Annotated in this window: 28 protein-coding genes and 1 pseudogene; 11 read left to right on the forward strand and 18 right to left on the reverse strand. The window is 59.1% G+C overall.

Translation table 11 applies throughout. The features are described from left to right. Nucleotides 1–98: 98 nt before the first annotated feature. On the reverse strand, nucleotides 99–302 hold the full coding sequence (locus AC1DTN_RS27775) for a hypothetical protein (RefSeq protein ID WP_477923484.1): 204 nt from the start codon (nucleotides 300–302) through the stop codon (nucleotides 99–101). A 12-nt stretch (nucleotides 303–314) separates the two neighbouring features. On the opposite strand from AC1DTN_RS27775, the gene AC1DTN_RS27780 reads away from it, so the two are divergent. Then, a complete protein-coding gene (locus tag AC1DTN_RS27780) occupies nucleotides 315–515 on the forward strand; it encodes a hypothetical protein (protein ID WP_439015429.1) in 201 nt (66 codons plus the stop codon). Nucleotides 516–764: 249 nt separating this feature from the next. On the opposite strand, the gene AC1DTN_RS27785 is transcribed toward AC1DTN_RS27780, so the two are convergent. The 9 genes from AC1DTN_RS27785 to napE all read right to left on the reverse strand — a co-directional run bounded on the left by AC1DTN_RS27785 (nucleotide 765) and on the right by napE (nucleotide 7,739). Then, the gene (locus tag AC1DTN_RS27785; RefSeq protein ID WP_477923486.1) at nucleotides 765–1,271 is read right to left on the reverse strand and encodes a hypothetical protein; all 507 of its coding nucleotides are present in this window, start codon (nucleotides 1,269–1,271) and stop codon (nucleotides 765–767) included. A 220-nt stretch (nucleotides 1,272–1,491) separates the two neighbouring features. Continuing rightward, entirely contained in the window at nucleotides 1,492–2,418 is a 927-nt protein-coding gene (locus AC1DTN_RS27790) for an alpha/beta fold hydrolase (RefSeq protein ID WP_439015431.1), read from the reverse strand. 107 nt (nucleotides 2,419–2,525) lie between these two features. Next, a complete protein-coding gene (locus tag AC1DTN_RS27795) occupies nucleotides 2,526–2,888 on the reverse strand; it encodes a DUF2200 domain-containing protein (RefSeq protein WP_477923489.1) in 363 nt (120 codons plus the stop codon). Between the two features lie 210 nt (nucleotides 2,889–3,098). Beyond that, nucleotides 3,099–3,806 (reverse strand): NapC/NirT family cytochrome c, encoded by a 708-nt coding sequence (locus AC1DTN_RS27800; protein ID WP_113323512.1) that lies wholly within the window; start codon nucleotides 3,804–3,806, stop codon nucleotides 3,099–3,101. Next, a complete protein-coding gene (locus tag AC1DTN_RS27805) occupies nucleotides 3,803–4,297 on the reverse strand; it encodes a nitrate reductase cytochrome c-type subunit (RefSeq protein ID WP_477923491.1) in 495 nt (164 codons plus the stop codon). The genes AC1DTN_RS27800 and AC1DTN_RS27805 overlap by 4 nt, the downstream gene beginning before the upstream one ends. Beyond that, nucleotides 4,267–6,771 (reverse strand): periplasmic nitrate reductase subunit alpha, encoded by a 2,505-nt coding sequence (gene napA / locus AC1DTN_RS27810; protein WP_477923493.1) that lies wholly within the window; start codon nucleotides 6,769–6,771, stop codon nucleotides 4,267–4,269. The genes AC1DTN_RS27805 and napA overlap by 31 nt, the downstream gene beginning before the upstream one ends. Then, nucleotides 6,746–7,027: a chaperone NapD gene (locus AC1DTN_RS27815; RefSeq protein ID WP_310388564.1), complete on the reverse strand. Its 282-nt coding sequence runs from the start codon at nucleotides 7,025–7,027 to the stop codon at nucleotides 6,746–6,748. The genes napA and AC1DTN_RS27815 overlap by 26 nt, the downstream gene beginning before the upstream one ends. Further along, entirely contained in the window at nucleotides 7,020–7,520 is a 501-nt protein-coding gene (locus tag AC1DTN_RS27820; protein WP_477923495.1) for a ferredoxin-type protein NapF, read from the reverse strand. Before AC1DTN_RS27820 ends, AC1DTN_RS27815 begins: the two co-directional genes overlap by 8 nt. Nucleotides 7,521–7,529: 9 nt before the next feature. Next, a complete protein-coding gene (gene napE / locus AC1DTN_RS27825; RefSeq protein WP_029868513.1) occupies nucleotides 7,530–7,739 on the reverse strand; it encodes a periplasmic nitrate reductase, NapE protein in 210 nt (69 codons plus the stop codon). 389 nt (nucleotides 7,740–8,128) lie between these two features. Between napE and AC1DTN_RS27830 the strand changes: the two genes are divergently transcribed. Beyond that, complete coding sequence (locus AC1DTN_RS27830; RefSeq protein WP_477923497.1) at nucleotides 8,129–8,785, forward strand: glutathione S-transferase family protein; 657 nt, start codon at nucleotides 8,129–8,131, stop codon at nucleotides 8,783–8,785. Between the two features lie 195 nt (nucleotides 8,786–8,980). Next, complete coding sequence (locus tag AC1DTN_RS27835; RefSeq protein WP_477923498.1) at nucleotides 8,981–10,207, forward strand: NAD(P)-binding domain-containing protein; 1,227 nt, start codon at nucleotides 8,981–8,983, stop codon at nucleotides 10,205–10,207. Between the two features lie 470 nt (nucleotides 10,208–10,677). On the opposite strand, the gene AC1DTN_RS27840 is transcribed toward AC1DTN_RS27835, so the two are convergent. Then, a complete protein-coding gene (locus AC1DTN_RS27840) occupies nucleotides 10,678–11,058 on the reverse strand; it encodes a pentapeptide repeat-containing protein (RefSeq protein WP_439015439.1) in 381 nt (126 codons plus the stop codon). A 464-nt stretch (nucleotides 11,059–11,522) separates the two neighbouring features. On the opposite strand from AC1DTN_RS27840, the gene AC1DTN_RS27845 reads away from it, so the two are divergent. Then, on the forward strand, nucleotides 11,523–11,894 hold the full coding sequence (locus AC1DTN_RS27845) for a COG4315 family predicted lipoprotein (RefSeq protein ID WP_007797316.1): 372 nt from the start codon (nucleotides 11,523–11,525) through the stop codon (nucleotides 11,892–11,894). Nucleotides 11,895–12,215: 321 nt separating this feature from the next. Here AC1DTN_RS27845 and argS read toward each other — a convergent pair whose 3' ends face one another. Continuing rightward, the gene (argS, locus tag AC1DTN_RS27850) at nucleotides 12,216–13,919 is read right to left on the reverse strand and encodes an arginine--tRNA ligase (protein WP_477923500.1); all 1,704 of its coding nucleotides are present in this window, start codon (nucleotides 13,917–13,919) and stop codon (nucleotides 12,216–12,218) included. A 409-nt stretch (nucleotides 13,920–14,328) separates the two neighbouring features. Between argS and gltS the strand changes: the two genes are divergently transcribed. The 3 genes from gltS to aac(6') all read left to right on the forward strand — a co-directional run bounded on the left by gltS (nucleotide 14,329) and on the right by aac(6') (nucleotide 17,239). After that, on the forward strand, nucleotides 14,329–15,534 hold the full coding sequence (gene gltS, locus AC1DTN_RS27855) for a sodium/glutamate symporter (protein ID WP_477923502.1): 1,206 nt from the start codon (nucleotides 14,329–14,331) through the stop codon (nucleotides 15,532–15,534). Nucleotides 15,535–15,722: 188 nt separating this feature from the next. Further along, nucleotides 15,723–16,745, forward strand: coding sequence for an alpha/beta hydrolase family protein (locus tag AC1DTN_RS27860; protein ID WP_477923504.1), 1,023 nt, complete (start codon nucleotides 15,723–15,725; stop codon nucleotides 16,743–16,745). A 50-nt stretch (nucleotides 16,746–16,795) separates the two neighbouring features. Then, nucleotides 16,796–17,239: an aminoglycoside 6'-N-acetyltransferase gene (aac(6'), locus tag AC1DTN_RS27865; protein ID WP_439017233.1), complete on the forward strand. Its 444-nt coding sequence runs from the start codon at nucleotides 16,796–16,798 to the stop codon at nucleotides 17,237–17,239. Nucleotides 17,240–17,357: 118 nt separating this feature from the next. On the opposite strand, the gene AC1DTN_RS27870 is transcribed toward aac(6'), so the two are convergent. Next, nucleotides 17,358–18,128 (reverse strand): alpha/beta hydrolase, encoded by a 771-nt coding sequence (locus tag AC1DTN_RS27870; protein WP_477923506.1) that lies wholly within the window; start codon nucleotides 18,126–18,128, stop codon nucleotides 17,358–17,360. Nucleotides 18,129–18,331: 203 nt separating this feature from the next. Between AC1DTN_RS27870 and AC1DTN_RS27875 the strand changes: the two genes are divergently transcribed. Next, the gene (locus tag AC1DTN_RS27875; protein ID WP_477923507.1) at nucleotides 18,332–19,327 is read left to right on the forward strand and encodes a cupin domain-containing protein; all 996 of its coding nucleotides are present in this window, start codon (nucleotides 18,332–18,334) and stop codon (nucleotides 19,325–19,327) included. A 29-nt stretch (nucleotides 19,328–19,356) separates the two neighbouring features. Here the strand turns inward: AC1DTN_RS27875 and AC1DTN_RS27880 are convergent, their stop codons facing one another. Both AC1DTN_RS27880 and AC1DTN_RS27885 read right to left on the reverse strand, forming a co-directional pair. Continuing rightward, nucleotides 19,357–19,842 carry a RidA family protein gene (locus AC1DTN_RS27880; protein WP_439015445.1) on the reverse strand — a complete coding sequence of 162 codons (486 nt, stop codon included), beginning with the start codon at nucleotides 19,840–19,842 and terminating at the stop codon, nucleotides 19,357–19,359. A gap of 336 nt (nucleotides 19,843–20,178) precedes the next feature. Beyond that, the gene (locus tag AC1DTN_RS27885; protein ID WP_477923509.1) at nucleotides 20,179–20,550 is read right to left on the reverse strand and encodes a VOC family protein; all 372 of its coding nucleotides are present in this window, start codon (nucleotides 20,548–20,550) and stop codon (nucleotides 20,179–20,181) included. 68 nt (nucleotides 20,551–20,618) lie between these two features. Here AC1DTN_RS27885 and AC1DTN_RS27890 point away from each other — a divergent pair, with 68 nt between their 5' ends. Continuing rightward, nucleotides 20,619–21,065: a MarR family winged helix-turn-helix transcriptional regulator gene (locus tag AC1DTN_RS27890; RefSeq protein ID WP_477923511.1), complete on the forward strand. Its 447-nt coding sequence runs from the start codon at nucleotides 20,619–20,621 to the stop codon at nucleotides 21,063–21,065. A 327-nt stretch (nucleotides 21,066–21,392) separates the two neighbouring features. Here AC1DTN_RS27890 and AC1DTN_RS27895 read toward each other — a convergent pair whose 3' ends face one another. From AC1DTN_RS27895 to AC1DTN_RS27905, 3 genes and pseudogenes are all read right to left on the reverse strand, one after another. Then, on the reverse strand, nucleotides 21,393–21,482 hold the full coding sequence (locus AC1DTN_RS27895) for a hypothetical protein (RefSeq protein WP_405049750.1): 90 nt from the start codon (nucleotides 21,480–21,482) through the stop codon (nucleotides 21,393–21,395). A 4-nt stretch (nucleotides 21,483–21,486) separates the two neighbouring features. Next, nucleotides 21,487–21,752, reverse strand: a pseudogene (locus AC1DTN_RS27900) (integrase); the annotation flags it as partial. Beyond that, the gene (locus AC1DTN_RS27905; RefSeq protein WP_477923513.1) at nucleotides 21,749–22,762 is read right to left on the reverse strand and encodes an AraC family transcriptional regulator; all 1,014 of its coding nucleotides are present in this window, start codon (nucleotides 22,760–22,762) and stop codon (nucleotides 21,749–21,751) included. The pseudogene AC1DTN_RS27900 and the gene AC1DTN_RS27905, both read right to left, overlap by 4 nt. Nucleotides 22,763–22,915: 153 nt before the next feature. On the opposite strand from AC1DTN_RS27905, the gene AC1DTN_RS27910 reads away from it, so the two are divergent. Next, on the forward strand, nucleotides 22,916–23,440 hold the full coding sequence (locus AC1DTN_RS27910; protein WP_477923515.1) for a hypothetical protein: 525 nt from the start codon (nucleotides 22,916–22,918) through the stop codon (nucleotides 23,438–23,440). 55 nt (nucleotides 23,441–23,495) lie between these two features. Beyond that, on the forward strand, nucleotides 23,496–24,926 hold the full coding sequence (locus AC1DTN_RS27915; protein WP_477923556.1) for a DUF1254 domain-containing protein: 1,431 nt from the start codon (nucleotides 23,496–23,498) through the stop codon (nucleotides 24,924–24,926). Nucleotides 24,927–24,935: the final 9 nt, after the last annotated feature.

A 24,935-nucleotide genomic window follows, 5' to 3' on the forward strand; every position in this document is an offset into this window, starting at 1 on the left:
TGGCTCGTCGACCAGACTCTGCTTGTGGCCATTGACGATGGAGCCATCTGGCCAGAGCTAGGCGCGCTGCGACCTGGCTCGGCGCCCAGGGCTGACGGTCATTTTGCTGCGTAAGCGATGGCGAAAAATGGCACCGGCTGTCGAATTCGCGCCCGCTCGCGCGTCTTCTTGACAGAGAGGTCAAGGAGAACAGCCATGAGGATTTCCATTACCGCCTTTGAACGCACGCCGCTCTTGCCATGTTTTTGCCACCACCCTGACATGCATTCTTTACAAATAACGCCTACCATAGGTTCGGACATGGAGGACCTGCGATGAATGAGATGACCGCATCGGACATGCTGAGGGATCCGCTGATCCGCCAGATGCTGCGCGCCGACAGGATCAGCCTTGCGTCCTTCGCGACCCTGCTCGATACCGCCAGCCGTCGGCAGGCCCGCCGCGCCGGCGAAAGCGTTCCTCCCCAGCCTGCGGCTCCGGAGGCCTGGAGCAGCGAGGCTCTTTCCTCCGTTTGACATCCCCATGCCCGATCAGGGCAGACAGTTTGGGCTCGCCTTAGCCAGGCGGGTCTTTTTTTTGCGGGATTAGGTAGCAAAAACCACCAGATTTGAATTCCTGCATACCGTAGCCTTGATCCAAAGCAGATGGAGCGGCAGTGGATCAAGCAGATGAGAGTCGATCGGGAAGGTTGGGGCTGGTTAATGCCTGGAGCTCAGGTTAGTCGCCGTGAGAGTTGGTCTATCTCAATCAATTCGCAAATCATTTCAGAAACACTGAACGGCCGAACATTCCACAATCACCTCTTGCCATTCGTAGTACCACAACAGAGCTTGCGCGATAACAGTCGAGACCGCGACAACCAATATCATCTGTCGGAGCGTGAGGGATTTCCAAAAGATAAACCGAGCTAGAAGTAGGCAGCTCGTCATTCCTGCCGGAAACATCAAAACTGGCACCCACGAAACAATTTCTGCTTCAAATCGGACTTTCGACAAACAGCACAAGAAGTGTTTGTGGTCTTCCGAAAGCCCAAGAATGACCTCGGTCAGCGCTATATACGCACTCCAAACCACCGACACCGGGCCAAGAAGAAACCCCACGACAGCGACGACGAAGAATGCCCCGAATAAAAACAGGAACAGATTCAGGCCATTCATAAAAGCGAGTGTTTTCAGAACGAGGAAGGCTGGCGATGCGAGAACACAAAGCAACGCCGCCGATGCCCACTTTTGTCTCTGAGTTGGAAGGTCGACTTCGGCTTGCACATCCATTCGTGGCCCTCAAATGTGAAAAAGCAAAACGACCATGTGGTGGTAGTGTGCCAACTATATGCTGATCACACTGTCAAGCCATCTATCGCGCGATCAGTTTGACTCTAACTCAAGAACATCTTTTTAAATCTTTGGATATTTTGCAATATTTTCCGGATGTTCGACGATGTGTTCTGTGGTTTTTGCTGCCTAATTCCCTTTTTTTGCGCTGCCCTCTGAGCTAGGCCACCGTAATTATCGGCTGGCTGGCCTCACCGGTTTCGGCAGGCGCTGGAACCGGAGCGACCTTGCCGACAAGATCACCCAGCATGGTCACCGCCAGATCGGGCGCGACATGGTGCGGCATGTGGCCGACGCCATCGAGCAGTTCGACGCGGACGGCCGGATGCCTCTCATGGAGCCAGTCGAGATGCCAGCCTGGGTCGATGATCCGGTCTTCCCGCCCGAAGAGAACGGAGACCGGCAGATCGGCCGGCAGGCCCTCGGGCGGCTGCATGTCGCCGTTGAAGGCCCAGAGCTCCTCGGCCATGGTGGCGATCGACGCGGCATTGACCATATGCATGGCCGGCAGGGTGGAAAGCTCTGATGTCACCGGATTGGGATAGGACGAGGCGCGCAAGCCACGCTCGAGGAAATAGGACGACCAGCGGGCAATCACATGCTGGCGGATGACCGGGCCGACGAAGGGTGCCACGGCGCTGCGCAGCACGATGAACGGCTTGAAGGGAACGGGCCGGCAGCAGGGCGAGATCAGAAACAGGCCCTTCAGGAGATCCGGCCGGCGAGCGGCCAGATGCAGTGCTGCCGCACAACCGATCGAATGGGCGGCCACCACGACCTTGTCGAGCTCCAGCGCCTCGAGGAAACGCTCCAGCCAGAAGGACTGGCCACGCGGGCCGCGCTCCCCGGCAGGCAGTGCCGGGCTGAAACCATAACCCGGCCTGTCAGGCGCGATGATGTTGAGGCCGCTGCCCGAAAACGGCATCATCACCTCCTCGGCGATACTGCCGCAGCCATGCAGCAGCACGACGGGATTTTCACCTGCGCTTCCGCTTTCGAGCATGTGGATCTGCTCGCGACCGGTTTGAATGATTTTGCCAACCTGCGGGGAGACGGCCGGTGGAGGGAGAGGCTGGACGTAGATCATGCCGGGCAAAACGTGAACATCGGGGAAATGTTCCCCCGCCCCAGAAAATCGCGCCGCCTTCAGATGGTTAGCGCTTTCGGCGAGGCGTCGTGCCGATATCAGCCATTTCAGGCGACGGGCGTTTTCCGCAGGATCTTCTCCATCGCCTTTCCTCGCGCAAGTTCGTCGACGAGCTTGTCCAGGTAGCGGATTTCCCGCATGGTCGGCTCTTCGATATTTTCCACGCGCACCCCGCAGATCACGCCCGTGATCAGAGCGCGGGATGGATTCATTTGCGGCGCCTGCGCAAAGAAATCCTCGAAACTGGTCTTTTGCGCCAGCTCCCCGTCAAGGCTTTCCGCGCTGTGCCCCGTCAGCCAGCAGATGATTTCGTCGACTTCCGCCTTGCTGCGCCCCTTCTTCTCGGCCTTGGCGAGATAGTGGGGATAAACGCTGGCGACGCTGATGGAATAGATGCGATGCTTCGTCATGGGCCCTCTCAGGCGCTGCAGAGATCGTCCGGCCGAAGATAGCCGAGATCGGCGCAGGGAGGAATGCATGAGTGGCAGGCCGGACGCGATGTTGACGGTGTCTTCGCCCGAGCTTCCGCTTTGGAGCATATGGAAGGTAAGGCACCGGACCAACAGTTGGTCGCATGCCCTGCCCCTCTCCTCAGGATATTTCGGCAAAGGCGGCAGCCGTCAGTAATCGACGGCCACCGCATCCGCTGTGCCGAGATAGGCCGCGAGTTTGGCCCGCTCATGCCAACCAGGATCGGCATTCCTGCCCATCAGCTCCGCCGGAACCTTCCAGCCCGGATCGACGCCTTTCATGTCAGGAAGTTCATGCGCGATGCCCTTGTGGCAATCGATGCAGGTCGCCTTGCCCGGGAGCAGGTATCGCGTGTGGATGTCAGCGGCGCGCACGGTCTGTTTCGTCAGGTCCATAGCGCCCATCGAGTGGCAGTTCCGGCATTCCAGGCTGTCATTGGCCTTCAGCCGCGCCCATTCGTGCTGGGCAAGTTCCAGCCGCTTGTCGAGGAACTTCTCGCGCGTGTTGATCGTCCCGAATATCTTGCCCCAGACTTCCTTCGACGCCTGCATCTTACGGGCGATCTTGTCGGTCCATTGGTGCGGCACATGGCAGTCCGGGCATGTGGCGCGAACGCCCGAGCGGTTCGAGAAGTGAACCGTGCGGCTCAGCTCCTCGTAGACATTCGTTCGCATTTCATGGCAGCCGGTGCAGAAGGCCTCGGTGTTGGTGGTCTCCAGCGCGGTGTTGAATGCACCCCAGAACATGACGCCGCCGACGAAGCCGCCAAGCGTCAGGAAAGCCAGACTGAGTGTCGTTGCCGGCGAGCTCAACAAGCGCCAGCACCAGAGTACTATCGCCTTTATCTTGCCGATCATTGCTCGCTTCCCGCAGGTTTGAAGCCCAGCTCGCTCATGTCCTTGAAGSTGTTCGGCACCAGGGGCTTCGCATCCGCCTGAGGCACGTGGCAGGCGGTGCAGAAGTATCGCCGAGGCGAGACGTCGGCCAGCATCTGCCCTTCGCGGGTCATGAAGTGCGTAACACTAATCATCGGCGCGCCGGAGCCTTCGGTCAGCTCGCGGCGATGGCAGGAAAGACAGCGATTAGCGTTCACCGTCAGCTGGTAGCCCTCGATCGAATGCGGGATGATGGGAGGCTGGTCCGGATAATTCCGCATCTTCCTGACGTCATCGACGACCCATTTGGGAACCGGCTTCGCCTCCTTGCTCTCCATCGGATTCTCGTTGCCCGACAACGAGGGCACCATCTGCGCCACGGTGACGGTGCCTGTGAACAGGAGAAGGGCGACGGCCGCGATCGCCCAGACGCGCCTTGATATTAGGCGACGGGAAGAATCTTGACTGCGCATTTTTTGAAATCCGCTTGCTTGGAGATGGGGTCGGTGGCGTCGAGCGTGACCTTGTTGATCAACTGGCTGGCGTCGAACCACGGGACAAAGATCACGCCATGCGGCATTCGATTGCGCCCGCGAATTTCCACGCGGCTGATGATCTCGCCGCGCCGCGACTGGATCCGGACCTCCGCCCCCTGATTGATGCCCATTTTCCTGGCGTCGTCTCCGTTCATGAAACAGCGCGCGCCGGGAAACGCCCTGTAGAGCTCGGGAACACGCATCGTCATCGAGCCTGAATGCCAGTGTTCGAGAACACGGCCCGTCACGAGCCAGAAATTGAACTCGTCATCAGGCGACTCCGCGGGCGGTTCGTAGGGCACCGCCAGAATGACCGCGCGGCCGTCCTTCTGCCCGTAGAATTTCAGCCCCTCGCCTGGCTTGACATAGGGGTCGTAGCCTTCGCGGTAGCGCCAGCGCGTCTCCTTGCCGTCGACGACCGGCCAGCGCATGCCGCGCACCTGATGGTACATGTCGTAGGGTGCAAGATCGTGTCCATGCCCGCGACCGAACTCGGCATATTCCTCGAACAGCCCCTTCTGGATGTAAAAACCGAAGGCCTTGGCCTCCCGGTTCTCGTATTCGGCCGAGACGTCCGACAGGGGAAATTCGTCCACCTTTCCGTTCTGGTAGAGCACCTGGTAGAGCGTCTTACCCTTGTATTCCGGGTTCTTCGCGAGGATCTCGGCAGGCCAGACCTCGTCGGTGGTGAAGCGCTTGGAGAATTCCACCAGCTGCCAGAGGTCGGAGCGGGCTTCGCCCGGAGCATTGACCAGCTGGTGCCAGACATGCGTGCGCCGTTCGGCATTGCCGTAAGCGCCCTCCTTCTCCACCCACATGGCCGCCGGCAGCACCAGATCGGCGCTCATGGCGGTGACTGTCGGATAGGCGTCCGAGACGACGATGAAATTGTCCGGATTGCGATATCCCTTATAGGTCTCGTTGCTGGTGTTCGGCGCGGCCTGGACGTTGTTGTTGACCTGCACCCAGTAGAAATTCAGCTTCCCGTCATGGAGCATGCGATCCTGCTCGACGGCGTGATAACCGGGCTTCTCCGGAATCAGCCCGCTCGGCACCTTCCATATGTCCTCGGCATGCTTGCGATGCTCCGGATTGGTGACGACCATGTCGGCCGGCAGGCGGTGGGCAAAGGTGCCGACCTCGCGGGCCGTACCGCAGGCGGACGGCTGTCCCGTCAGCGAAAACGGACTGTTACCGGGCTCGGAAATCTTGCCCGTGAGCAGATGCAGGTTATAGACCATCTGGTTGGCCCACACGCCGCGGACATGCTGGTTGAAGCCCATGGTCCACAGCGACATGACCTTGGTCTTGGGATCGGCGTAGAGTTCGGCGAGCTGTTCCAGGAAGGCGCTGTCGACGCCCGAAAGCTCGACGGCCTTTTCGAGCGTGTATTCGGAGACCATCTCCTTGAACGCCTCGAAATCGATCGGCTCCATCTTGGCAGCGTCCGCCACCCCCTTGGCCTTCATTTCAAGCGGATTGTCGGGACGCAGGCCGTAGCCGATGTCGGTCGTCCCCTTGATGAACTTGGTATGCTTGTCGACGAAATCCTGGTTGACGCGGCCGGTCTGGATGATGTGGTTGGCAATGTAGTTCAGGATCGCGAGATCCGTACCCGGCTTGAAGATCAGGGGTATGTCGGCAAGGTCCATGCTGCGATGCGTGAACGTGGACAAGACCGCGACCTTCACATGCTCGTGCCCGAGCCGCCTGTCGGCGACGCGCGTCCAGAGGATCGGATGCATCTCGGCCATGTTCGAACCCCAGAGCACGAAGGCGTCTGCGTTCTCGAAATCGTCGTAGCATCCCATCGGCTCGTCCATGCCGAAGGTGCGCATGAAAGCCACCGCTGCCGAAGCCATGCAGTGACGCGCGTTGGGATCGAGGTTATTGGAGCGGAAGCCCGCCCGCATCAGTTTGGTCGCGGCATATCCTTCGAAGATGGTCCATTGGCCGGAGCCGAACATGCCGAGTGCCGTCGGCCCCTTTTCCTTCAGCACGCGCTTGGCCTGCGCCGCCATCACATCGAAGGCCTCTTCCCAGGTAACGGGTTCGAACTCGCCGTCCTTGGCGTAGACGCCGTCCCGCTTGCGCAGGAGCGGGCTCGTAAGCCTGTCCTTGCCGTACATGATCTTGGAGAGGAAGTAGCCCTTGACGCAGTTGAGGCCGCGATTGACCTCGGCCTCCATGTCGCCATGGGTCGCGACGACCTGGTTCTCCTTCACGCCCACCATGACGCCGCAGCCGGTGCCGCAGAAGCGGCAAGGCGCCTTCGACCATTTGATCTCCAGCGCCGCCACTCCGCCGGGCACCGACTGTGCCGAGGCGGGCGCGGCAAGGCCTGCGGTCGCAGCGGCGATTGCCGCCGCCTGCGCCTTCAGGAGATCACGCCGCGTGAGTTCGGTCGTCATCGATCGTCTCCTCTATTTCCAATGCCTGTTCGAAAACCATGTGGGCGGCGAGCACGCCGTCCATCCCCGAGATGCCGATGAGCGTTTCCCCGAGCACGCCGGAATGCGGCCCCTCGATCACGACGACGATCTTGCCCGGTCCCGTCGCGTGAACCTCGACCCCTTCGATTGCAGCGAGACGCGCTGCGACATCTTCGGTCAGTTCCGGGCGCGTGATGACGACGGCACTGGAGACGTGATGCCGGCTGTTAGACATGAGCAGACTCCGGATGATGGGGCTTCATCGTGATTGCATCGGCCGGGCAGACCGAAATGCAGGCGCCGCATCCCGTACATGCCGCCGCATCGAGTTCGGGAACGAACGGTCCGCCGAGCCGCGGCCGAAACCGGATCGCACCGGCCGGACAACAATCACGGCAGGCCTGACAGTCGACGTAATTATTGGCCAGGCACCCATCGCCGATCGCCGCATAATGGGCAAAGCCGCCCGCAGAGCCGGCCGGAAAGACATTCTCGGGACATCGTTCCGCGCACTTGCCGCAAAAGGTGCATTCCCCCTGCCGAAAATCCACGGCCGGAATGCCCGAACGGATCGAAATGATCTTCGTGGGACAGGCATCGACGCAGGCGCCGCAGCCCGAACAGTTTTGAACGGATGTCTCACTCGCTCCGGGAGGCAAGATCCTATCCAGATCCTCCGGGGATCTGCCGGTCAGAAAACCGCGTCGGGTACGAGTTGCGAGAACCATTGGAGATCCTCACTCTACGGAGGCCGAAGGCGCGGGCTTGACCTCATGAGGTCCGGGCGGCCCATTGACGATCTGGTACATCCAGACCAGGAAGCCATAACCGCCGACGACCCCGACAGCGACAACGGGCCAAATGCCGAAAGCGAGCACGGCGAAGGTCAATAGCTCCCGCCGGCGCTTCTTCCTGAACTCTCCGCCAGTATCCGTGATTTGAGCCACAACGCCTCCCCAGAGTTGCTGACGCTACTGGTATAACCCCTTAAGCGTGTCCAGCCAATCTCCATCTGTTATCGCGACTTGCGCCAGCGCTTCGCGATCGGGAAATCGGCTATGCGAGAACGGTGTATCGCACGCCCGCCCGGCAGTCCTTGACAGAGATCAAAGCAGGCAGTCGACGGATTGAATCCACCGAGCGGCCGACCCGGCCTTGCCGGACCAACGCACCCTGTCAGGCCTCGTTCTTTGTGACCGGCACGCTATCGTTCCAAGGGTGAGCGATGGCGCACGGCCGGGCTACGCTTGGCCGCGCGCGGGGATTATTTTCGACATCGCCTGTCGGCTTCCCGTTCAGCCGCTCGTCTTCCAGACGGACAGGAAGGAGAACGATCATGACGATTACCATAACCGCCTTTGAACGCTCGCCCGATCGCGGCAAGGGTCTGGCGCGTGACATGCGCGTTCGCTGGGCGCTCGAAGAAGTCGGCCAGCCCTATGAGGTTCGCCTTGTCTCGTTCAAGGCGATGAAACAGGCGGCGCATCTTGCGCTTCAGCCTTTCGGGCAGATTCCGACCTATGAGGAAGGCGATCTCGCCCTCTTCGAATCCGGCGCCATCATCCTGCATATCGCCGAGCGCCATCCGGGCCTGCTGCCCGATGATGCCAAAGCCCGCGCCCGCGCCATCGCCTGGATCTTCGCCGCCGTCTCCACGATGGAACCCGTCATCGTCGACCGCGAAACCGCCAGATATCTGGAGGGCAAGGAGAGCTGGTACGAAGAGCGTCTGGCCTACGTCAACGACCGCATCCGCAAGCGGCTCGGCGAACTCTCCGCCCGGCTTGGCGATGCCGACTGGCTGGACGGCACATTCACCGCTGGCGACCTCGAGATGGTCTCGGTGCTGCTGAGGCTGGAGGGATCGGCCCTGCTGGACGAATATCCCAACCTCTGCGCCTACATCGCACGCGGGCAAGCGCGCCCCGCATATAAGCGCGCCTTCGAGGCGCAGAAGGCGGTGTTCCTGGCCGCATCGGCTGGCGGGCAATAAGTCTGATTAGGGCCGAAAGCCTCGACCGCTTTGCGCCCCCATTCCGGTCATTATCACAAAATTGGCGCAACGCATTCGGCCGGTCTCCGCCGTACTTGCCGGCATTGCGCTGACCACGACCTGTTAGGTCGGCGTTGTCCTTCCAGGTCGGCTTTGTTAGGCTCCTGCAGCTCTAGCCGGCCTGGAGACGCAGGAGTGCAGAACCGACACGACACTGTAGTTATCGGCGGCGGCCAAAGTGGCATGGCCATGAGCTACCATTTGCGCAAATGCAACCGAGAACATGTTGTTCTTGAACGCAAGCGCGTCGCGGAGCGTTGGTTGGGCGAGCGATGGGACTCGCTCCGCTTCCAATTCCCGAATTGGTCGTTGAGGCTGCCCGGATTCGAATACGCTGGCGATAGCCCGGACGCATTCGCGCATCATCGCGACGTTGGCAAGTTTGTCGAGGACTACGCAAAGTTCATAGATGCGCCGGTTCGCTGTGGCACGGAAGTCTCGTTGCTGCGTCGCGATCGCCACTCCGACCGCTTTCTCATTGAGACGAATGACAGTCTGTTCAGCGCATCGCGGGTCGTCGTCGCGACGGGCCCGTTTCAACGACCGTCGCTGCCGGCATGGTCGCGCGACCTGCCGCCGCATGTCTATCAAGTGCATGCAAGCGATTACCGAAACCCCGAGCAGCTCCCACCGGGCGCGGTCCTCGTGGTCGGTAGCGGTGCTTCTGGTTGTCAGATTGCTGATGAACTCAATGTCGATGGCCGTGTAGTCTATTTTAGCGTGAGCGCCCATCGCCGTGTGCCGCGCCGATACCGCGATCGCGACAACTTCTGGTGGTTCATGTCCATGGGCCGTTTTGATGTACCCATCAATAGCTTCCCAGGGCGCAAATATCCGACCACTACGGTGATCACAGGGGTCAACGGTGGGTATGACGTTGACGTGCGTCGCTTCATTCTAAAGGGGGGCGTCGTTCTCGGGCGGCTCGAGGGCGGCGCGGGCGGCAAACTCTACTTCAATGATGATGCCGAGTATGTTTTGACGGAGGCAGACCGAGCCTATAGCGACTTCAAGCATGCTGCGGATGAGTGCGCGAAGGCGAAATCACTCGACCTGCCCGTTGAAGATGCGAAGGACACGCCGGGACGGCCCGTTCCAGTTCTACCCATTCCAAACCTGGATTTGAAGACTGCAAACATCGCTTCCGTCGTCTGGTGCACCGGATACACCTTCGATTTTGGTTGGCTGGACATTCCGGTGTTCGACGAAGGCGGAGCACCTATTCAGGAACGCGGCGTCACCAACTGCCCGAATTTGTATTTCCTTGGGCTGCATTGGATGCACACATTCAAGTCCGGCCTGCTCTTTGGCGTTGGTGAAGACGCTGCGTATATTGCGGATCACATGGCCGAAGCCGGGTAATTCAACGAGGACCGCGCCGGGATGTGCGCAGCAGTGTGAAATAATCCGCGTTTCCAGGAGAGAAAGGGCGACTCGGCTGTTTGTGGACGGGTCCGCTTTGGGCGTTAAGTCGGTTTGGCTCCGACCAGATCATTTACTCTATCCGCCGGTGACCGCTTGGCCCCAAGAGCGGTCTTCCAACTCGACAAAAAATCGCTAATCGCGCTTGCAGTTACCAGAACACCTGAACGGCGAGGACGGCGAGAAAGGCAACCACCACCGCAGAAGCCATCCGTAAGACGGTTCGATTCGCCTGAGCGAGTACCTGTGGCCTGGGTTCTCGCTTGGGATTGAATTTGTGGCGACGTTTCGGTGACGCTCCCGCTTGCGACGATTTGTTTCCTGCTGCCATGGCCGTTCTGCTCAAGGTGGTGAATTTCAGGACGCCAATCTACGCTGTTTCTCGATGTGCACGAAGTCATCCACGGCCATCAGGTTTTCGCGTTTTCATAGGCCAGGAATAGATCGGTTACGAGAACGCCATTGATGCGCATCCCAGTCAAGTCGGCGTCTTTGATGTCTGAATCTGCCAACGTGACGCCGCTTATGGTCAACCGCGATAGGTTTGCATTCGTGATGGCGGCTCCAGACAGATTGACGTTGTTAAAGCGCGCATCCGCAAGGCTGATATCGTCAAAAAACGCTTCGCTTAAATTGGTGTCGGTGAATTTTGCCTTGGTCAAAACAGCGTAAAACCGGGCATCTGCAAGGTTCACGCCGTCAAAATTCGCACCTGACATATCGGCTCGCTCGTAATGAACTCCCTGCATCTGAGGGCCATCAAACTGGTTGTGTTCTTGGTGGTCGCTCATTGTCGTTTCCTCGGGTCAATCATGATTTTGACCCAAAGAATGCCAGATTGTGCAATCATTTACGACCGTCGAATCTGAAATAGAAACGAGCCCACGCCAATTCTGGCCGTGTCGTTTGTCGCGCAATTCCTAAAGCTTGCTACGTCGAAGGTTTTAGTTGCAAAATGTGTCGCAGGTTTTGGGATTTTTGCGTGTCTTCGCTCCAGCGCAAGCACAGGACAAGAAGCTCAACATTGCAATGCTCATGACCGACGGTGACTCAAATGACCGCTTTGGGGTCGAGACGTAACCCTTCTGCCATCATTGGCAAGGGTCCGCAGTTGGCGCTTCGTGGACCTTGTAACTATTGCTGGCCTGTCTTGTTCGTCCCCCATGGGCGGAACCGCTTTCACAGTTGGGCGTTTTTGTCAGTTAGATCGGGTACTGCTGGCATTCCGCCGGCACTGCCGAATGGGAGAAAAATCATGAGAACGATATTAATCGCGATAGGTGCGTTAACTGCTTTAACCGGTTCTGCTTTTGCGGCCGAGCCGGCCAAGATGGTCGAGACGAAAATGGGCAAGGTCCTGGCCACTGAAAAAGGCATGGTGCTTTACACATTCGACAAAGATACAAAAGGCAAATCCAACTGCGATAGCGATTGCCTGAAGAAGTGGCCGGCGTTCCACGCTGGAGCCAAGGCCAAGGCGGAAGGCGAATGGTCTCTAGTCAAAGCTGCGGATGGCAAAGAGATGTGGGCCTATGAGGGTAAGCCGCTTTACACCTATGTCGAGGATAAGAAAGCCGGTGAAGCCAACGGCGATGGCGTTGGAGGAGTGTGGCACGTGGCCAAATAGCTCCGGCAACGGTTCGAATGGGCGGTCGTCGGATCGCCCTGAACCCCAAGACCAACTTCTGGAACGGCCTATCTCTCTCTGTGGTTTCGCCGACAAACCCGGCCCGCCCGGCACGTCCGATGGAACCGACCGCTCAAGCCTGACTTTCCCAGCCTCGTCGATAATACAGATCGCAACTGACCGCAGTGACACGTCCAAGGCAGCATAAAACATCGTCGTCTCCCGTCATCTCGGTTGCATCGAGATTGTAATGGGAGCCTGCCCTTTGTGGGACCGCCCGATTACACATGCTAAGGGCCGGAAGCAGTCAAACCAATGGACTTACATACGCCGCACAGCTTCCATTCCAAGAAGCTCAAGACACTTTCCGATAACCCTTGCGACCAGCTTGCACGTGGCGAGCCGTCCCGACGGATCGTCCGCCTTCAGCACCGGGCAATCCGTGTAGAACCGGCTGAACGCATCCGCCACCTGATAGGCCCGATCAGCGATTTCGAAAGACTCGAACTGTCGCGCTGCCTCCGAAAGGGCGTGCGGATACCAGAGGCATTCCATCAGGACGGCACGTTCCGATGGATGGCTGATCGAGATTGTCTCGCCTGGAACGATGCTGGCCTCCGCAGCCTTGTCGAGGATCGAGCAGATCCGGGCGTAGGCGTATTGAAGGTACGGTCCGGTCCGTCCCTCGAAGGAGGTCATCCTGTCGATATCGAAGATGTAACCTGTCTTTCTTGGTGTGGAGAGGTCGGCGAACTTCAACGCGCCGAGGCCCACAACCGTGGCTGCTTGGCTGTCGGCGACCATTTCAGACGACTTGGCGAGCGCAAGATCGATCATGTCACCGAGCGAGGCTRCCGACCCGTCACGGGTCTTGAAGGGCTTGCCGTCATTGCCGCGGACTGTACCGAAGGTCACGTGCCGTAATTCGACGCCATCGGCATAACCTGCCGTGCGTGCCGCCGAAAACACGCTGGCGATATGGAGTGCCTGCCGATCGTCAGTGCAGTAAACGATCTGCTGCGCGCCGATGTCACGCACCCGCTGCCGGAGTGTTGCGAGATCGGTGGTACCGTAAAGGGCCGCTCCGTCTCTCTTCTGGAGAAGCAGAGGTGGCACATTGTCCGGAAGCCCGTCGCCGTAGACGTCGATGACAAGAGCCCCATCGCTCTCCCGCGCCAGCCCGCGGGTGGTGAGATCGTGGAGCATGGGCGCGACTTCCGCATGAGCATCGCTTTCGCCTTTGAATAGATCGAAATGCGCGCCGAGCATCTTCGCCGTGGCGGAGATCGATGCAAGGGAAATGGCCCGCATGCGCGCCCAGGCCTCCGCCAGAAGCGGATCTCCGTCCTGCAGCTTCGTGGTCAGCATCCGCGCGAGCGCGAGCGAAGCCTCGTCCTCGCAGGCAGCATTGCCTGACTTGTAAAGGGCGCCAAGCTCCTCGACGGTCATGGCATCAAATGCCGATGGATCGATGAAGTATGTGGGGTCACCTGCCTTCCATCCCGCGGCCTGAGCTGCGCCCAGAAGAAGCTTGCCCATTTGCAGGCCCCAGTCGCCAAGGTGAATGTCGGACAGAACGTCGTGACCGATCTCCACGAGGATGCGTCGCAGGCTCTCCCCGATGACGAAGGAACGCAGATGGCCGACATGCAGTGCCTTGGCGACGTTGGGTCCGCCAAAGTCAATGATCGTCCGCATCGGCTCCACCTTCTCTGCGGCGAGCGATGGATCGGCAAGCATGGCGCTTGCTTCCGCGGCAACGGCTGCATCGGCCAGCCGGAAGTTCACGAAACCTGGGCCGGCGACGGACACGTCCTCGAAAAGAGCACTCCGGGCTGCCTCTGCGACTTCCGCCGCAAGCACGCGCGGGTTCTTGCCCGCGGATTTCGCCAGCCGCATCATGTCGTTGCATTGGACATCGCCGAACTCGGGTCTGGTCGACCGGACGATGGAGGGGGCGGCTTCAAGGCCGTTCAGTTCATATGCGGAAGCAAGCGCGGCGAGCACGGCCGATTTTACGGACATGGATCATTTCCTGAAATTGCATGAGTAAAGGAGCACGGAAGCGTTAAGAGCTTCAGCGTCGCCGTTCTGCAATCTTCGGAGCCATGTTCATGTCGGGCCTCTAAGTTCGATTTTTCAATAGACCGTCCGATGACCGCTGGCAATCACGTGATCGACTGAATTTTTCAACCGCAACGATTGGAAGCGTCTCATTAAAATCTGCTGGCGATTGGTGGCTGACTGCGCGATCCGTGTTTCAATGACCAGCAAGGTCAACGCAAGCAGCGTCAGATTGGCTGTCGAGGCGCCAGATGCGAGATGGTGTCCTGGGAGCAGCGAGGGGACGAAACAATATTTTCACTGGTTCAGTCAAAGCGCGTGTGTCAGTGTTTTGCAACCGACAAGGCGCGTCTGGCGGTGAAGGTGGCACATGTCGACAATAGAGGTCCCGGGACTGCTGTCGTTCACCATAGCGATCCTCGTGTTCTTCGCGGGCGCGAACCTCAATCGGCTCATCCCCGCCCTCACCCGCTGGAGCATTCCGGAGGCAGTCACCGGCGGGCTCCTGGCAGCGTTCGTGACGCTCGTCGCCTATGAGTTCCTTGGCATCGAGATCAGCTTCGCGCTCGGCGCACGCGACCTGTTGCTGCTTTACTTTTTCACCGGCGTTGGCCTGAACGCGCGGCTCTCCGATCTCCTTGCCGGAGGCAAGCCGTTTCTCATCCTGCTGGCCGTCACGCTTGCGTTTCTTGTGATCCAGAACCTCGTTTCCATGGGGGCCAGCGAGGTGCTCGGTCTTCCAGAAGGCATGGCAATCCTTCTCGGGTCGACCTCGCTGATCGGCGGACACGGCACGACGATTGCCTGGGCTCCGATCGTGTCGAGCCGTTTCGGTCTCACAAACGCTCTCGAAATCGGCATTGCCAGCGCTACGCTCGGCCTGGTCGTCGCCAGCCTCGTCGGGGGACCAATCGCACAGTATCTGATCACCCGGAATGGCCTGAGCGGCCCCAAGGACGAGGAGTTGACGATCGGGGTGCCGCGGGATGCTGCCGATGGCCACGAAGACGATGTCAGCTACATCAGCCTGTTGCGTACGTTGCTGGTGACAAATGTCGCGATCATCATTGGCTACGCCCTGCACGAGATTATCCTTGAAGCCGGGATCAATCTTCCGCTGTTCGTCGTCTGTCTGCTGACCGCCATCGTGATGACGAACAGCATTCCGATCCTGGCGCCGCGCTTACCCTGGCCGACGCACACCCGCGGTCTGGCGCTTATCTCCGATCTCTCGCTGAACATATTCCTGGCGATGTCCTTGATGAGCATGCAGTTGTGGGGCCTGAGCGGGCTCGGCCTTTCGCTCGCGATCGTGCTGGCGGTGCAGACGCTTGTGGCCGTCGTCTACATCATCCTGGTCGTGTTCCCGGCCATGGGGCGCAACTACAATGCGGCGGTCATTTCCGCCGGCTTTTGCGGGATTTCGCTCGGAGCTACCCCGACGGCAATAGCCAACATGACGGCGGTCACCAAGATCCACGGAGCAGCAACCATCGCGTTCATCATCCTGCCGCTCGTCTCCGCATTCTTCATCGATCTTGCAAACGCAGCAGTGCTTGGGTTCCTTGTTCGGTGATTGGTCCCGCGGAGATATTTTCGTGAATCGTTCTGCGCACTCACTTGTCGCAAAAACTGTCGCTACGGCACGTCGAAATACGGAATCCAGCCCAATGGAAGTTTGAACAGGAAGCGACGATCCACGTTGACAATTTTAAGTAATTTTCCCCTCCTGTCAGAGGATAAAACTGGCGATGGATGGAGATCATGTTCAAGGTTGGCTTCACCAGAGGTAACGTAGAAGACAGCAGCCGATCGAATTGGGCTGGTGACGGCTCCCGGCCCCTGGCCTGGTCAGCATGGTATCCGACTGAAGATCCCTTAAGAAAAACCGCTGTTCCTGAGGAGCCGGTTCGATCCCTTTTCCTCACTGAGGAATCGGTGGACGATGCACGCCTGGCAAGCCGACAAGAGGCCTATCCCCTTGTACTGCTCTCGCATGGAACCGGGGGAACGGCAACCAGTCTTGGTTGGCTCGGTCAACGCCTGGCCAAAGCAGGCTTCGTTGCAATCGGCATCGATCATCATGGTAACACCGCTTCGGAACAATATCGTCCGGAGGGCTTCCTGTGCTGGTGGGAACGCGCTCGGGACCTGACCGTTTTGCTGGATTATCATACTGCCGAGGGACAATTTGCAGGGCAGCTTGATCTCGATCGCACCTTTGCGGCAGGGTTCTCTCTGGGCGGTTACACGGTACTGTCGTTGCTGGGTGCCATCACCGACATGACGCTGTTTCTCGACTGGGCTCAGAACAAGCCTTGGGGCAATGGTCCGAGAGAGTTTCCGGACATTGGGGAGCAGGTTACCCCACTGCTGGAAACCAGTGCCGTGTTCCGCGCCTCATGGAACCGGCAATCATCGTCCTATAAGGATTCAAGGATCAAAGCCGCTCTTCTTTGCGCACCGGCGCCCACGGTGCGGGGCCTGACAGGCGAAAGCTTGAGCAAGATTCCTGTGCCGGTTGCCATTGCGGCTGTCGGCGCTGATATCGAAGCCCCTTCCGACCTGTGCGCTGCATGGGTGCACGAACAACTACCAAACAGCACGATGGATTTGCTCGATCCAATGGCTGGTCACTACGCCTTCCTGTGCGAATGCTCCGAATGGGGTAAGGTCCATGAAACCGAAATATGCGCTGATGCGCCTGGCGTTGATCGCCGGTGGATTCATGATCGGACAGCAGCATTGGCGATCGAGCTGTTCTCGAAAACCGCGTCCGACTTTTGACACGCTCTGCGGGGTTCTTGCGACAAGGAAGGAGCCGCCATATGGGATCGATTATTGAGATTGGGACCATAAAAGATGTTGAGCCATGGGCGCAGCTTCGCATTGCGCTATGGCCGCATCACTCGCTTGAAGACCATTGTGCCGAGCTGGCCCGGTCGTTTCTTTCAGGAAATGGAAAAGCAGCCGCGTTCATCGCTCGAAATGATGCGGATGAAGCTATCGGGCTTGCAGAGGCCACTTTACGTCATGATTACGTGAACGGATGCACTAGCTCACCTGTCCTGTTCCTTGAAGGGATTTATGTCCGGCCCGCTGACAGGCGAAGGGGTATTGCGCGGTTGCTGTGCAACGCGGTTGCCGAATGGGGAAAGTCGCTTGGATGCGTCGAATTTGGCTCCGACGCGCCGCTTGAGAACGCAGCCAGCCATGCGCTCCATGCTGCATTAGGATTTGCGGAGACCCAGCGCGTCGTGTTCTTCCGAAAAACCCTGTAGTCCGTCTTGCCCTTTCACGGGGATGGCTTGTCGCGAAACTCACTCGCAAAAGTCGGAGCGCTGCGTGTTTTCAGCGTGGAGAGGTACTCCCGGCACGGTGGCGCCGGGAGCAGTATCGTCAGTTCGTGAGCGCGGCCTTTTCAATGGCCGCAGCGACTTCATTCGCATGGACGACGAGGGAGGCATGGCTGCCAGCCACCTCTGTGATCTTGGCCTTCATCCTGGCCGCGAACAGTTTCTGGGTCTCCGGTGCGATTACCTTGTCCTTCGTGCTGATCACATAGAATGTCGGCTTGTCGCGCCAGGCCGCCCTATCGACCGGAGCCTCGTAGGCTGTGTGGTTTAGCGGAAGCTGCGAGTTTGCCAGGGATTCGGCGACCTTCAGTGGAAGGTCCGCGGCGACCGCCGAGGGAAACACCTTGGGATCGATATAGAGGTTGCCCTTTTCGTCGGGATGAATTGCCTTGGTGCCTTCGGTTGCCGGGCCGCCCTTGGCCAGGTCCGCCAGAGATTCTCCGACGTCAGGCGCGAAGGCGGAGACGTAGACGAGCGCGGAGACCTTGGGATCGTCACCGGCTTGCGTAATGACCACGCCGCCCCAGGAGTGGCCAACGAGGACGGTCTTGCCATCCTGCTTCGCCAGTGCCTGCTTGGTTGCATCGACATCCGCAGCCAGCGACGTGAGCGGATTTTCGACCAGCGTTACATTATAGCCCTTCTTCGTGAGGATGTCGGCAACGGGCTTCCAGCTTGTCTGGTCGACGAAAGCGCCATGGACGAGCACGATGTTGTGCGCCGCCCCCTTGGGTAGACCAGCCGATTGGGCGGGCGCGGCAAACGCTGCCCCGGCGACGAGAACTGTGGTGGCTAAGTGTAGTATATTTCGCATTGCTTGCTCCTGTTTGGATGCCGACAACCCCGACCCACGAAAAGGGGCAGGCACTTGGGTACGTGTTGCGGCAGTTAGCCAGATTGCTTGCTGGGTGACCTGTTGGCTCACGTCGACACGAAATAATACGAAGGGTTCCGGGACGTTAGGCCCCGATCGTCCGGATATTGTGTCCGACCGTACAGCGGACTAACATCAGGGGCATGGACATCCTCGCCGAAGTGCTCGATCGCGTTCGACTGAGCGGCACCCTGCTCTTTCACTTCGAGCTCGGCCATCCCTGGAACCTGGCCTTGCCGGAGCGCCCCTACGCCCTGTTCCATTATCTCAGTCGTGGCACAGCCACCCTCGCGCTCGAACATGGGCAAGAGCTCCGCATGGCGGAGGGCGATCTCGTCGTCATCACACGCGGCGAGCCCCATTTGATTTACTCGGATAGTCGGACGAAGCCATTCCTGGTTACGGACCTCGATCGACCCGCCCATCTTGGCGTCGTGAGTCACGGAGGCAGCGCGCAGCCGCTCTCGACGATGATCTGTGGCAATTTCATTCTCTCGTGGCCCGCGCGCGGTAGCGTGATGGAACTGCTTCCGCCCGTACTTCTCCTGAAGCCGGCGATAGACGGTGACTGGCTTGAGGCTATCCTGCGCCGCATGGTGAGCGAGTCGGCGCTTGAACGTCCCGGCCAACGCGTCGCGCTCTCGCGAATGACAGAGGTGCTCTTCGTCGAGGTGTTGCGAAGCTGGATCAAATCTCTCCGGCCAGGAGAAGGCGGATGGCTTGGGGCGATGGCGGACCCCTATATTGGGCGAGCGCTTGAGTTGATCCACGAACGACCGGATCGGCCCTGGACGCTTCGCGACCTCGCACATCGCGTGGGGCTCGGCCGCTCGGTGTTTTCGGCTCGCTTCACCAAGCTCGTCGGCCAGTCCATGCAGCGCTATCTGATCGCACGCCGGATGTCGGAGGCTGCGTTCCTACTGGAAACAAGCGATGAGGGAATTGCCCGGATCGCAAGCCGCGTTGGCTACGAAACCGTCGCGGCGTTCTCGAAGTTGTTCCATCGGCACCACGGCCTCTCACCCGGCCGCTATCGAGCAGCTCGGCGCGCGGACGGCGGCCCAAGGCAAGGGGAATTTCCTGATCAGGAGTCGCCGACTGATCTTGACCAAGCTGACGTCGAGACCGTCCTGTCATAATCGCCAAAAACTCGTGCCGTGGCGGGTCGTTAAGGCCGTATAAGAACCTCAGCTTCAATCTCCACGGGAAGATCAAATGGCAGGCCTGCCACGCCTATCGCGGAGCGGGCGTGGGATCCGCGTTCGCCGCCGTAAACCTCTGCGATAAGGTCGCTGAAGCCATTGATAACGAGTGGATATGAGTTGAAGGAGGGATCTGTATTCACCATGCCAAAGACGCGAAGCCAGCTGTCCACCCGGTCCAGATCACCCAAAGCAACTTTCAGGCTGGCCAACATCGCCAGTGCGGTCAGGCGAGCGGCATGGTAGCCTTCTTCCAAAGACAGACCTTTCCCGACCTTTCCGAGCGGTCCAGCAATCGAGCCGTCTAAATTGAGCGGCCCGTGTCCGGAAATATAAGCCCTTGACCCTGAAATGCGGACCCAGGGAAAGGAAAGTTTCACGTTAGGCGGAAGCAGGATGGGTGCCGGAAGTTCTAGTCCCAACCGTTGTAGCTGGCTTTCGATATGCGACATTGGTGATCGACTCCTGTTATTGCTTGGGAAGTTCCAACGAGACGCGGTCAGTGGCGCCGCATCCGCTGATGCTAGGCAAGTTAGATGCTGTCGCCCGACAGGTGCAGCGCACTCGGCTGCCATAATCGAGGAGATACGGGTCCCCGCCGCTGCAACGAAAAGAGGTCTGCTCGAACCCAGCAGTCCCCGATCAGGTGTAGCGATAACTTCATCTAGTGAGAGGCCGCTTTGGGCCGAAAGCGACCGTTGGTCGCATTTGCCGCAGAATTCCGGAAATCCGCGAGAGAAAGTATTCACATTTGAGTTAGGGGCTGCGCGTCTGCGGGGCCGTTTCAGTTACTTTGTTAAGAGGGTATGCGCAGTTATCGTATAGCCAAATGGATCGACGAAGGCGAAATAGCGTCCGAACGGACCGTCCTTCGGCGGGAAAGCTATCCGCACGTCGCGCTCGCACAGATGAGCGTGCAATTCGTCAGCGTCGTCGCAGCCAAACCAGATCGCGATGCCAACTCCTAGCTTCTGCGTGTCGTCAAAGTCCTCGATCGGCGTGCGGACGGCGAATGGGATGGGGTGCGTTTCGAAAACAATCGCGCCCGGAGGGGCTTTTGCCGATGGCGTAAGCCCGACAATGTCCCGATAGAAGCTCCGTGCGGCGTCCAGATCCTTTGTCTGTATCCCGATGAAATCCGGTCCAATGAGGCGAGGCATGAGCTATCTTTCCTTTTTATACCCGACGCAGTATCGTCAGGGCCCTGATATAATATAAGGGTACTGATATGTCCAGCCTGATTGATCCGCCTGTTGATGACACCTACCGCTCGCTCGGATATGCGCTGAAGCGGGCGCAGCAAGCGCTGCGGGGCCATCTCGACGCTGAACTTAGAAACATCGGATTGACGACCCCGCAATACTCGGTGCTGGCGGGACTTGAGGTCAGCGCGGGCCTGTCAAGTGCGGAGCTCGCGCGGCGGGCCTTCGTAACACCGCAGACGATGCAGTCCATCATAGCGACGCTCGAACGGGACGGCCTCATCAAGCGAATGGCCCACCCGGTACATGGGCGGGTCCTTACGACCGAACTTACGCCGGACGGCCGGTCGGCCTTGCGTGCGGCACACGAGATTGTCGCCAACGCCGAAAGCCTGGTCCGAAATGCCGTTGCACCAAGTGATCCCGAGATCATATATTCTGCCCTGTTACGGATAGCAGAGGCCATCCCATGAGCTTCTCCGCCGACAAACGGCCGAAGAGGCTTCACGGTCGAGCCTGTTTCGTCCGCTTCGGGCCGACACCAGACGAGTACGTCGGCCGGAACGCGCCAGAAGCGGACGTCAAGCGGGACTGAGTAAGTGACGGAATTGGGGCCGGAAGCGGACTGGCGGGCTCTGGGAAGTCACGCTGGAAAAGCCGCCTTCAACTGGTCACGGAGCTTCGACGACAACGCATACGACAGTTCGGGCAGGTTCCCACCTCCCTCAGCCCCCAGCCGCCTTCTTCTTCCGGTGGTCGGCCAGTTGATCCCCACAGGCCAAGTACAAGCAGAGAATGGATCACGAGATCACTGCATTGATCATACCGCGCTCAAGAGTGCCGTGTGCAATCGAGTTCCACAGATTTAGTCCCCGAGGATCAGAGTACATGAGCCTTTTGCTGGACGACCATGGCGCGGATTCGAATTTCTTGACCTGTGACGAGGGTTCCGATCTTGACCTTAACAAGACCGCAGCCTCGGAGCTTACTGTCGATCGCGAGATCAAACAGCGCGCGATCTCTCAGGCGCCTCTCGGTCGAGGAAGAAGCGGATCGCCCAGATCTCGCGCTGCTTCAGTGGTTTCTTGACGCTGACCTTTCGGCCAGCGTTCCATGCAGGACGGCCCAGTAACTGCAGGATCGTGTTGTGCAATACCTATTTGAGTTCTCCTTCGGAGCGAAATTCCCTCGGCCCATTGCCGGTTGCCTTTCGGAAAGCGCGAGCGAAATTGGCTGGGGACGAATATCCCAGTTCCGCCGATACGCGCGTGATCGAATCGTTTGTATGCCGGAGTAATTCCGTGGCTCGCTGTGCCCTGACTACGTTCGCCAAGCTGCGAAAATCGGTGCCGGCCCGATTCAGCTCACGTTGCAGTGTTCGGACACTGGTGTCCATCAATAGTGCCGTGCTATCGATCGATATGCTGCCGGTGAGAACCTGGGTCCGGATCTGCTCCAAGATCACGTTGAGCAAATCCCTTGGAGCACCGCCCCGCCGGTCTCGCGCCACATCCTCGATGGTGACGATCGGCCATGAAGTGCTCCTCGCCATAGCGGACAGATGACGGCGTTCCGTGACGATGGTCACCGCGGGTGCGTTGAAATGGACCGGGCACTGGAAGACGTCTTCAAAAAGTCTCGTCTGGCTTGGCCTATCGGTATCAAGCTCGACGCGCAGCGGTCGCCAGTCAGGGGGCAAATAAGCCCTGAAGAGGCTAAGCAGGACGCCCGCCGCCGCGCACGCGGTGTTGCCCCACCCGGTACGGCCGGCTAGCGCAAAGACATAGCTGTATCGTACCTCGTTGCCGACGATCGCGACCGACATCCTGTCATCCGTACTATGAAAGCAAAGACCGGAGATGGCACGCTCGATGGCCTTCCCCAGGGTGCCGGCACCCATCACGTAGCGTCCGTAGCTGCCGTAGTTAGCGACGTTCATCATCGGGGCAATCAGAACCCCAAAGTTGGACTCACCGGCAGCGCGTGCAGCCGCTTCGACAAAGCCGATCACCGCCGCGTGCGGGATGAAGCAGTTCTCGCCCTCAATCAGTTCGAGATCAAAGCCTACGGCGCGATTGGCCTGGAGTAGTGCCTTTGGTCCCATTTCACGGCGTATGAAGGCCGGCATGCCATGCAATATGCGGTTGGAGATAACGGGAATCTCAGCCATGCATGCATTGCTCCAGAAATATTGCAACCGTGGCGTAAAATGAGTGGTTTCAAAATTAGGAATAGTGATTATTGCAGTAAAACGTGCGTGTCGCGCAAGCAAAGAAGCCTGCTTGCGAGAGAATTTCTCGCTGTATCAACCGGAGGGAAGACCATGACGACCAGACGAAACTTGCTGATCGCAGCCACAGCCGTTGCGGCGACAGCGGTGCCGCTTAGGCCCCGACTGGCGGGAGCAGCCGATGACGTAGCTGACTTCCTGTTCGTCCAGACCGCAAGCGCGATGACCTTCGACAAAGCGGCGAACAAGCTGACGCTCGAAGGCATTGGCGCTACAACATTGTTTTTCTCTGACCGCCCCGAGCGCATTGCCGGGAATATGGGTACGACAGCGTTTGTGCCTTTCTGGAGCAAGGGCAAGGACAGCTTCCTCTCTGATCCGCCGAATGCAGACCTGTCCATCCTCGAAGCAAACAAGCTCCAACAGGTCGTCGTCGCCCTGGAGAATCCGGAACTGAACGGCCAGAACTTGACCTACACGTTGAAGGTGGTTGGCGGCGAGATGCCGGAGAAGGGCTCGAAGGTTTCCGTGTTCATCGACATCATCGGCATGCCGCTGACGCCGCTTTCATACGCGGGCGTGGCAAGGCGTGGCTTCCGACGCGCTGTTCTTTACTAGCCTCAGCCTGAAGCGAGGCAACCGACTTCGACACGACCTAAGAGGAGTAAGGCAAATGTTGACGAAGCGAGATCTACTTCGCTCGGCCGCGGCGATCGCTGCTGGCGCCGCGATTGTGAAGCCAAGCCTGCTGATGGCGCAAAGCTATCCAGATATTGTCGAGGCCAAGGACATTGCCGAGGAAGGCTTGATCTACGGCCTGCCGCTCGTGATGAACTATGCCATCATGTACGAGTACGCGGTAGACCGCAATTCAGGGCAGTTCAAGGCGCCGTTCAACCAAATCAAGAACGAGCCCAACGTTTACACTTACAAGGACACGGCAATCGTCACGCCCAACAGCGACACGCCGTATTCCTTCGTCTGGCTGGATTTGCGAGCTGAACCGGTGGTGCTTTCGGTGCCGGCGATCGACCCGAAGCGCTACTACTCTGTCATGCTCTGTGACGGCAATACCTACAATTACGGCTATATCGGCACCCGAGCCACAGGGAGCGATGCCGGCGACTACATGGTGGTCGGACCTGACTGGGAGGGTGACACCCCGGCGGGCATCAAGCAGGTTTTTCGTTCGAGCACGCAGTTTTCCCTCGCAGGTTATCGCACCCAGCTTTTTGGCCCGGATGATCTCGACAACGTCAAGAAGGTGCAGGCTGGCTACAAGGTGCAGATGCTGTCGGCCTTTCTGAAGCAGACGCCCCCAGCGGCCGCGCCAACCATCGACTTCCCCAGGATCGACAAAGAACTCGCGAAGACCAACTTCTTCGACTATCTCGACTTCGCTCTGCAATTCGCGCCGGCGCAGGGCAATGAGAAGGAGATAAGGGCCAAGCTGGCACGCCTCGGCATCGGGCCGGGTAAGTCCTTTGACTTCAAGGATCTGCCACTGGAGCACAAGCTGGAGATTGGCCTCGGCATGAAGGAGGGCCAGCGGAAGGTCGACGAGGCCGTCGACGATGCCGGCAAGGCGATCAATGGCTGGCGGGTTAGCGGTCTTCCAGGAGACAGTGCCCACTACAATGGTGACTGGTTGAAACGCGCCGTCGCTGCTCAGGCCGGCATCTATGGCAATGACCCGGAGGAAGCGACCTATCCGTTCACGCGCGTCGATAGCCAAGGCCAGACGCTCGACGGAAGCAAGCACAATTACATACTGACCTTCCCCTCCGGCCAACTGCCGCCGGTGAACTCCTTCTGGTCGGTCACGATGTATGACGGCAAGAGCCAGCTCCTGATCAAGAATCCGATCGATCGCTACCTCATCAACTCGCCAATGTTGCCGGGCATGAAAAAGAACGAGGATGGTTCGCTCACACTTTATATCCAGAAGGACAACCCCGGCGCGGACAAGGAAGCAAACTGGCTGCCTGCGCCCAATGACACGATCTATCTCGTCATGCGCCTGTATTGGCCGAAGACCGAAGCGCCGTCCATATTGCCGGCCGGCGAAGGAACGTGGCAGCCGCCGGCCGTCGTGGCGCAGTAATTGTCCCGA

This window comes from Rhizobium sp. 01T444, assembly GCF_056398305.1.

What these genes read in the sequence shown, in the direction of transcription:
- napA (WP_477923493.1), bottom strand. Translation starts at nt 6,771, where the DNA reads ATGACGACCGAACTCACGCGGCGTGATCTCCTGAAGGCGCAGGCGGCG.
- AC1DTN_RS27780 (WP_439015429.1), top strand. Translation starts at nt 315, where the DNA reads ATGAATGAGATGACCGCATCGGACATGCTGAGGGATCCGCTGATCCGC.
- AC1DTN_RS27820 (WP_477923495.1), bottom strand. Translation starts at nt 7,520, where the DNA reads ATGGTTCTCGCAACTCGTACCCGACGCGGTTTTCTGACCGGCAGATCC.
- AC1DTN_RS27830 (WP_477923497.1), top strand. Translation starts at nt 8,129, where the DNA reads ATGACGATTACCATAACCGCCTTTGAACGCTCGCCCGATCGCGGCAAG.
- AC1DTN_RS27910 (WP_477923515.1), top strand. Translation starts at nt 22,916, where the DNA reads ATGACGACCAGACGAAACTTGCTGATCGCAGCCACAGCCGTTGCGGCG.
- AC1DTN_RS27875 (WP_477923507.1), top strand. Translation starts at nt 18,332, where the DNA reads ATGGACATCCTCGCCGAAGTGCTCGATCGCGTTCGACTGAGCGGCACC.
- AC1DTN_RS27785 (WP_477923486.1), bottom strand. Translation starts at nt 1,271, where the DNA reads ATGGATGTGCAAGCCGAAGTCGACCTTCCAACTCAGAGACAAAAGTGG.
- AC1DTN_RS27885 (WP_477923509.1), bottom strand. Translation starts at nt 20,550, where the DNA reads ATGCCTCGCCTCATTGGACCGGATTTCATCGGGATACAGACAAAGGAT.
- AC1DTN_RS27775 (WP_477923484.1), bottom strand. Translation starts at nt 302, where the DNA reads ATGTCCGAACCTATGGTAGGCGTTATTTGTAAAGAATGCATGTCAGGG.
- AC1DTN_RS27860 (WP_477923504.1), top strand. Translation starts at nt 15,723, where the DNA reads ATGTTCAAGGTTGGCTTCACCAGAGGTAACGTAGAAGACAGCAGCCGA.
- AC1DTN_RS27905 (WP_477923513.1), bottom strand. Translation starts at nt 22,762, where the DNA reads ATGGCTGAGATTCCCGTTATCTCCAACCGCATATTGCATGGCATGCCG.
- AC1DTN_RS27800 (WP_113323512.1), bottom strand. Translation starts at nt 3,806, where the DNA reads ATGATCGGCAAGATAAAGGCGATAGTACTCTGGTGCTGGCGCTTGTTG.
- AC1DTN_RS27845 (WP_007797316.1), top strand. Translation starts at nt 11,523, where the DNA reads ATGAGAACGATATTAATCGCGATAGGTGCGTTAACTGCTTTAACCGGT.
- AC1DTN_RS27840 (WP_439015439.1), bottom strand. Translation starts at nt 11,058, where the DNA reads ATGAGCGACCACCAAGAACACAACCAGTTTGATGGCCCTCAGATGCAG.
- AC1DTN_RS27915 (WP_477923556.1), top strand. Translation starts at nt 23,496, where the DNA reads ATGTTGACGAAGCGAGATCTACTTCGCTCGGCCGCGGCGATCGCTGCT.
- AC1DTN_RS27815 (WP_310388564.1), bottom strand. Translation starts at nt 7,027, where the DNA reads ATGTCTAACAGCCGGCATCACGTCTCCAGTGCCGTCGTCATCACGCGC.
- AC1DTN_RS27870 (WP_477923506.1), bottom strand. Translation starts at nt 18,128, where the DNA reads ATGCGAAATATACTACACTTAGCCACCACAGTTCTCGTCGCCGGGGCA.
- AC1DTN_RS27790 (WP_439015431.1), bottom strand. Translation starts at nt 2,418, where the DNA reads ATGATCTACGTCCAGCCTCTCCCTCCACCGGCCGTCTCCCCGCAGGTT.
- gltS (WP_477923502.1), top strand. Translation starts at nt 14,329, where the DNA reads ATGTCGACAATAGAGGTCCCGGGACTGCTGTCGTTCACCATAGCGATC.
- AC1DTN_RS27795 (WP_477923489.1), bottom strand. Translation starts at nt 2,888, where the DNA reads ATGACGAAGCATCGCATCTATTCCATCAGCGTCGCCAGCGTTTATCCC.
- AC1DTN_RS27890 (WP_477923511.1), top strand. Translation starts at nt 20,619, where the DNA reads ATGTCCAGCCTGATTGATCCGCCTGTTGATGACACCTACCGCTCGCTC.
- AC1DTN_RS27895 (WP_405049750.1), bottom strand. Translation starts at nt 21,482, where the DNA reads ATGTACTCTGATCCTCGGGGACTAAATCTGTGGAACTCGATTGCACAC.
- AC1DTN_RS27880 (WP_439015445.1), bottom strand. Translation starts at nt 19,842, where the DNA reads ATGTCGCATATCGAAAGCCAGCTACAACGGTTGGGACTAGAACTTCCG.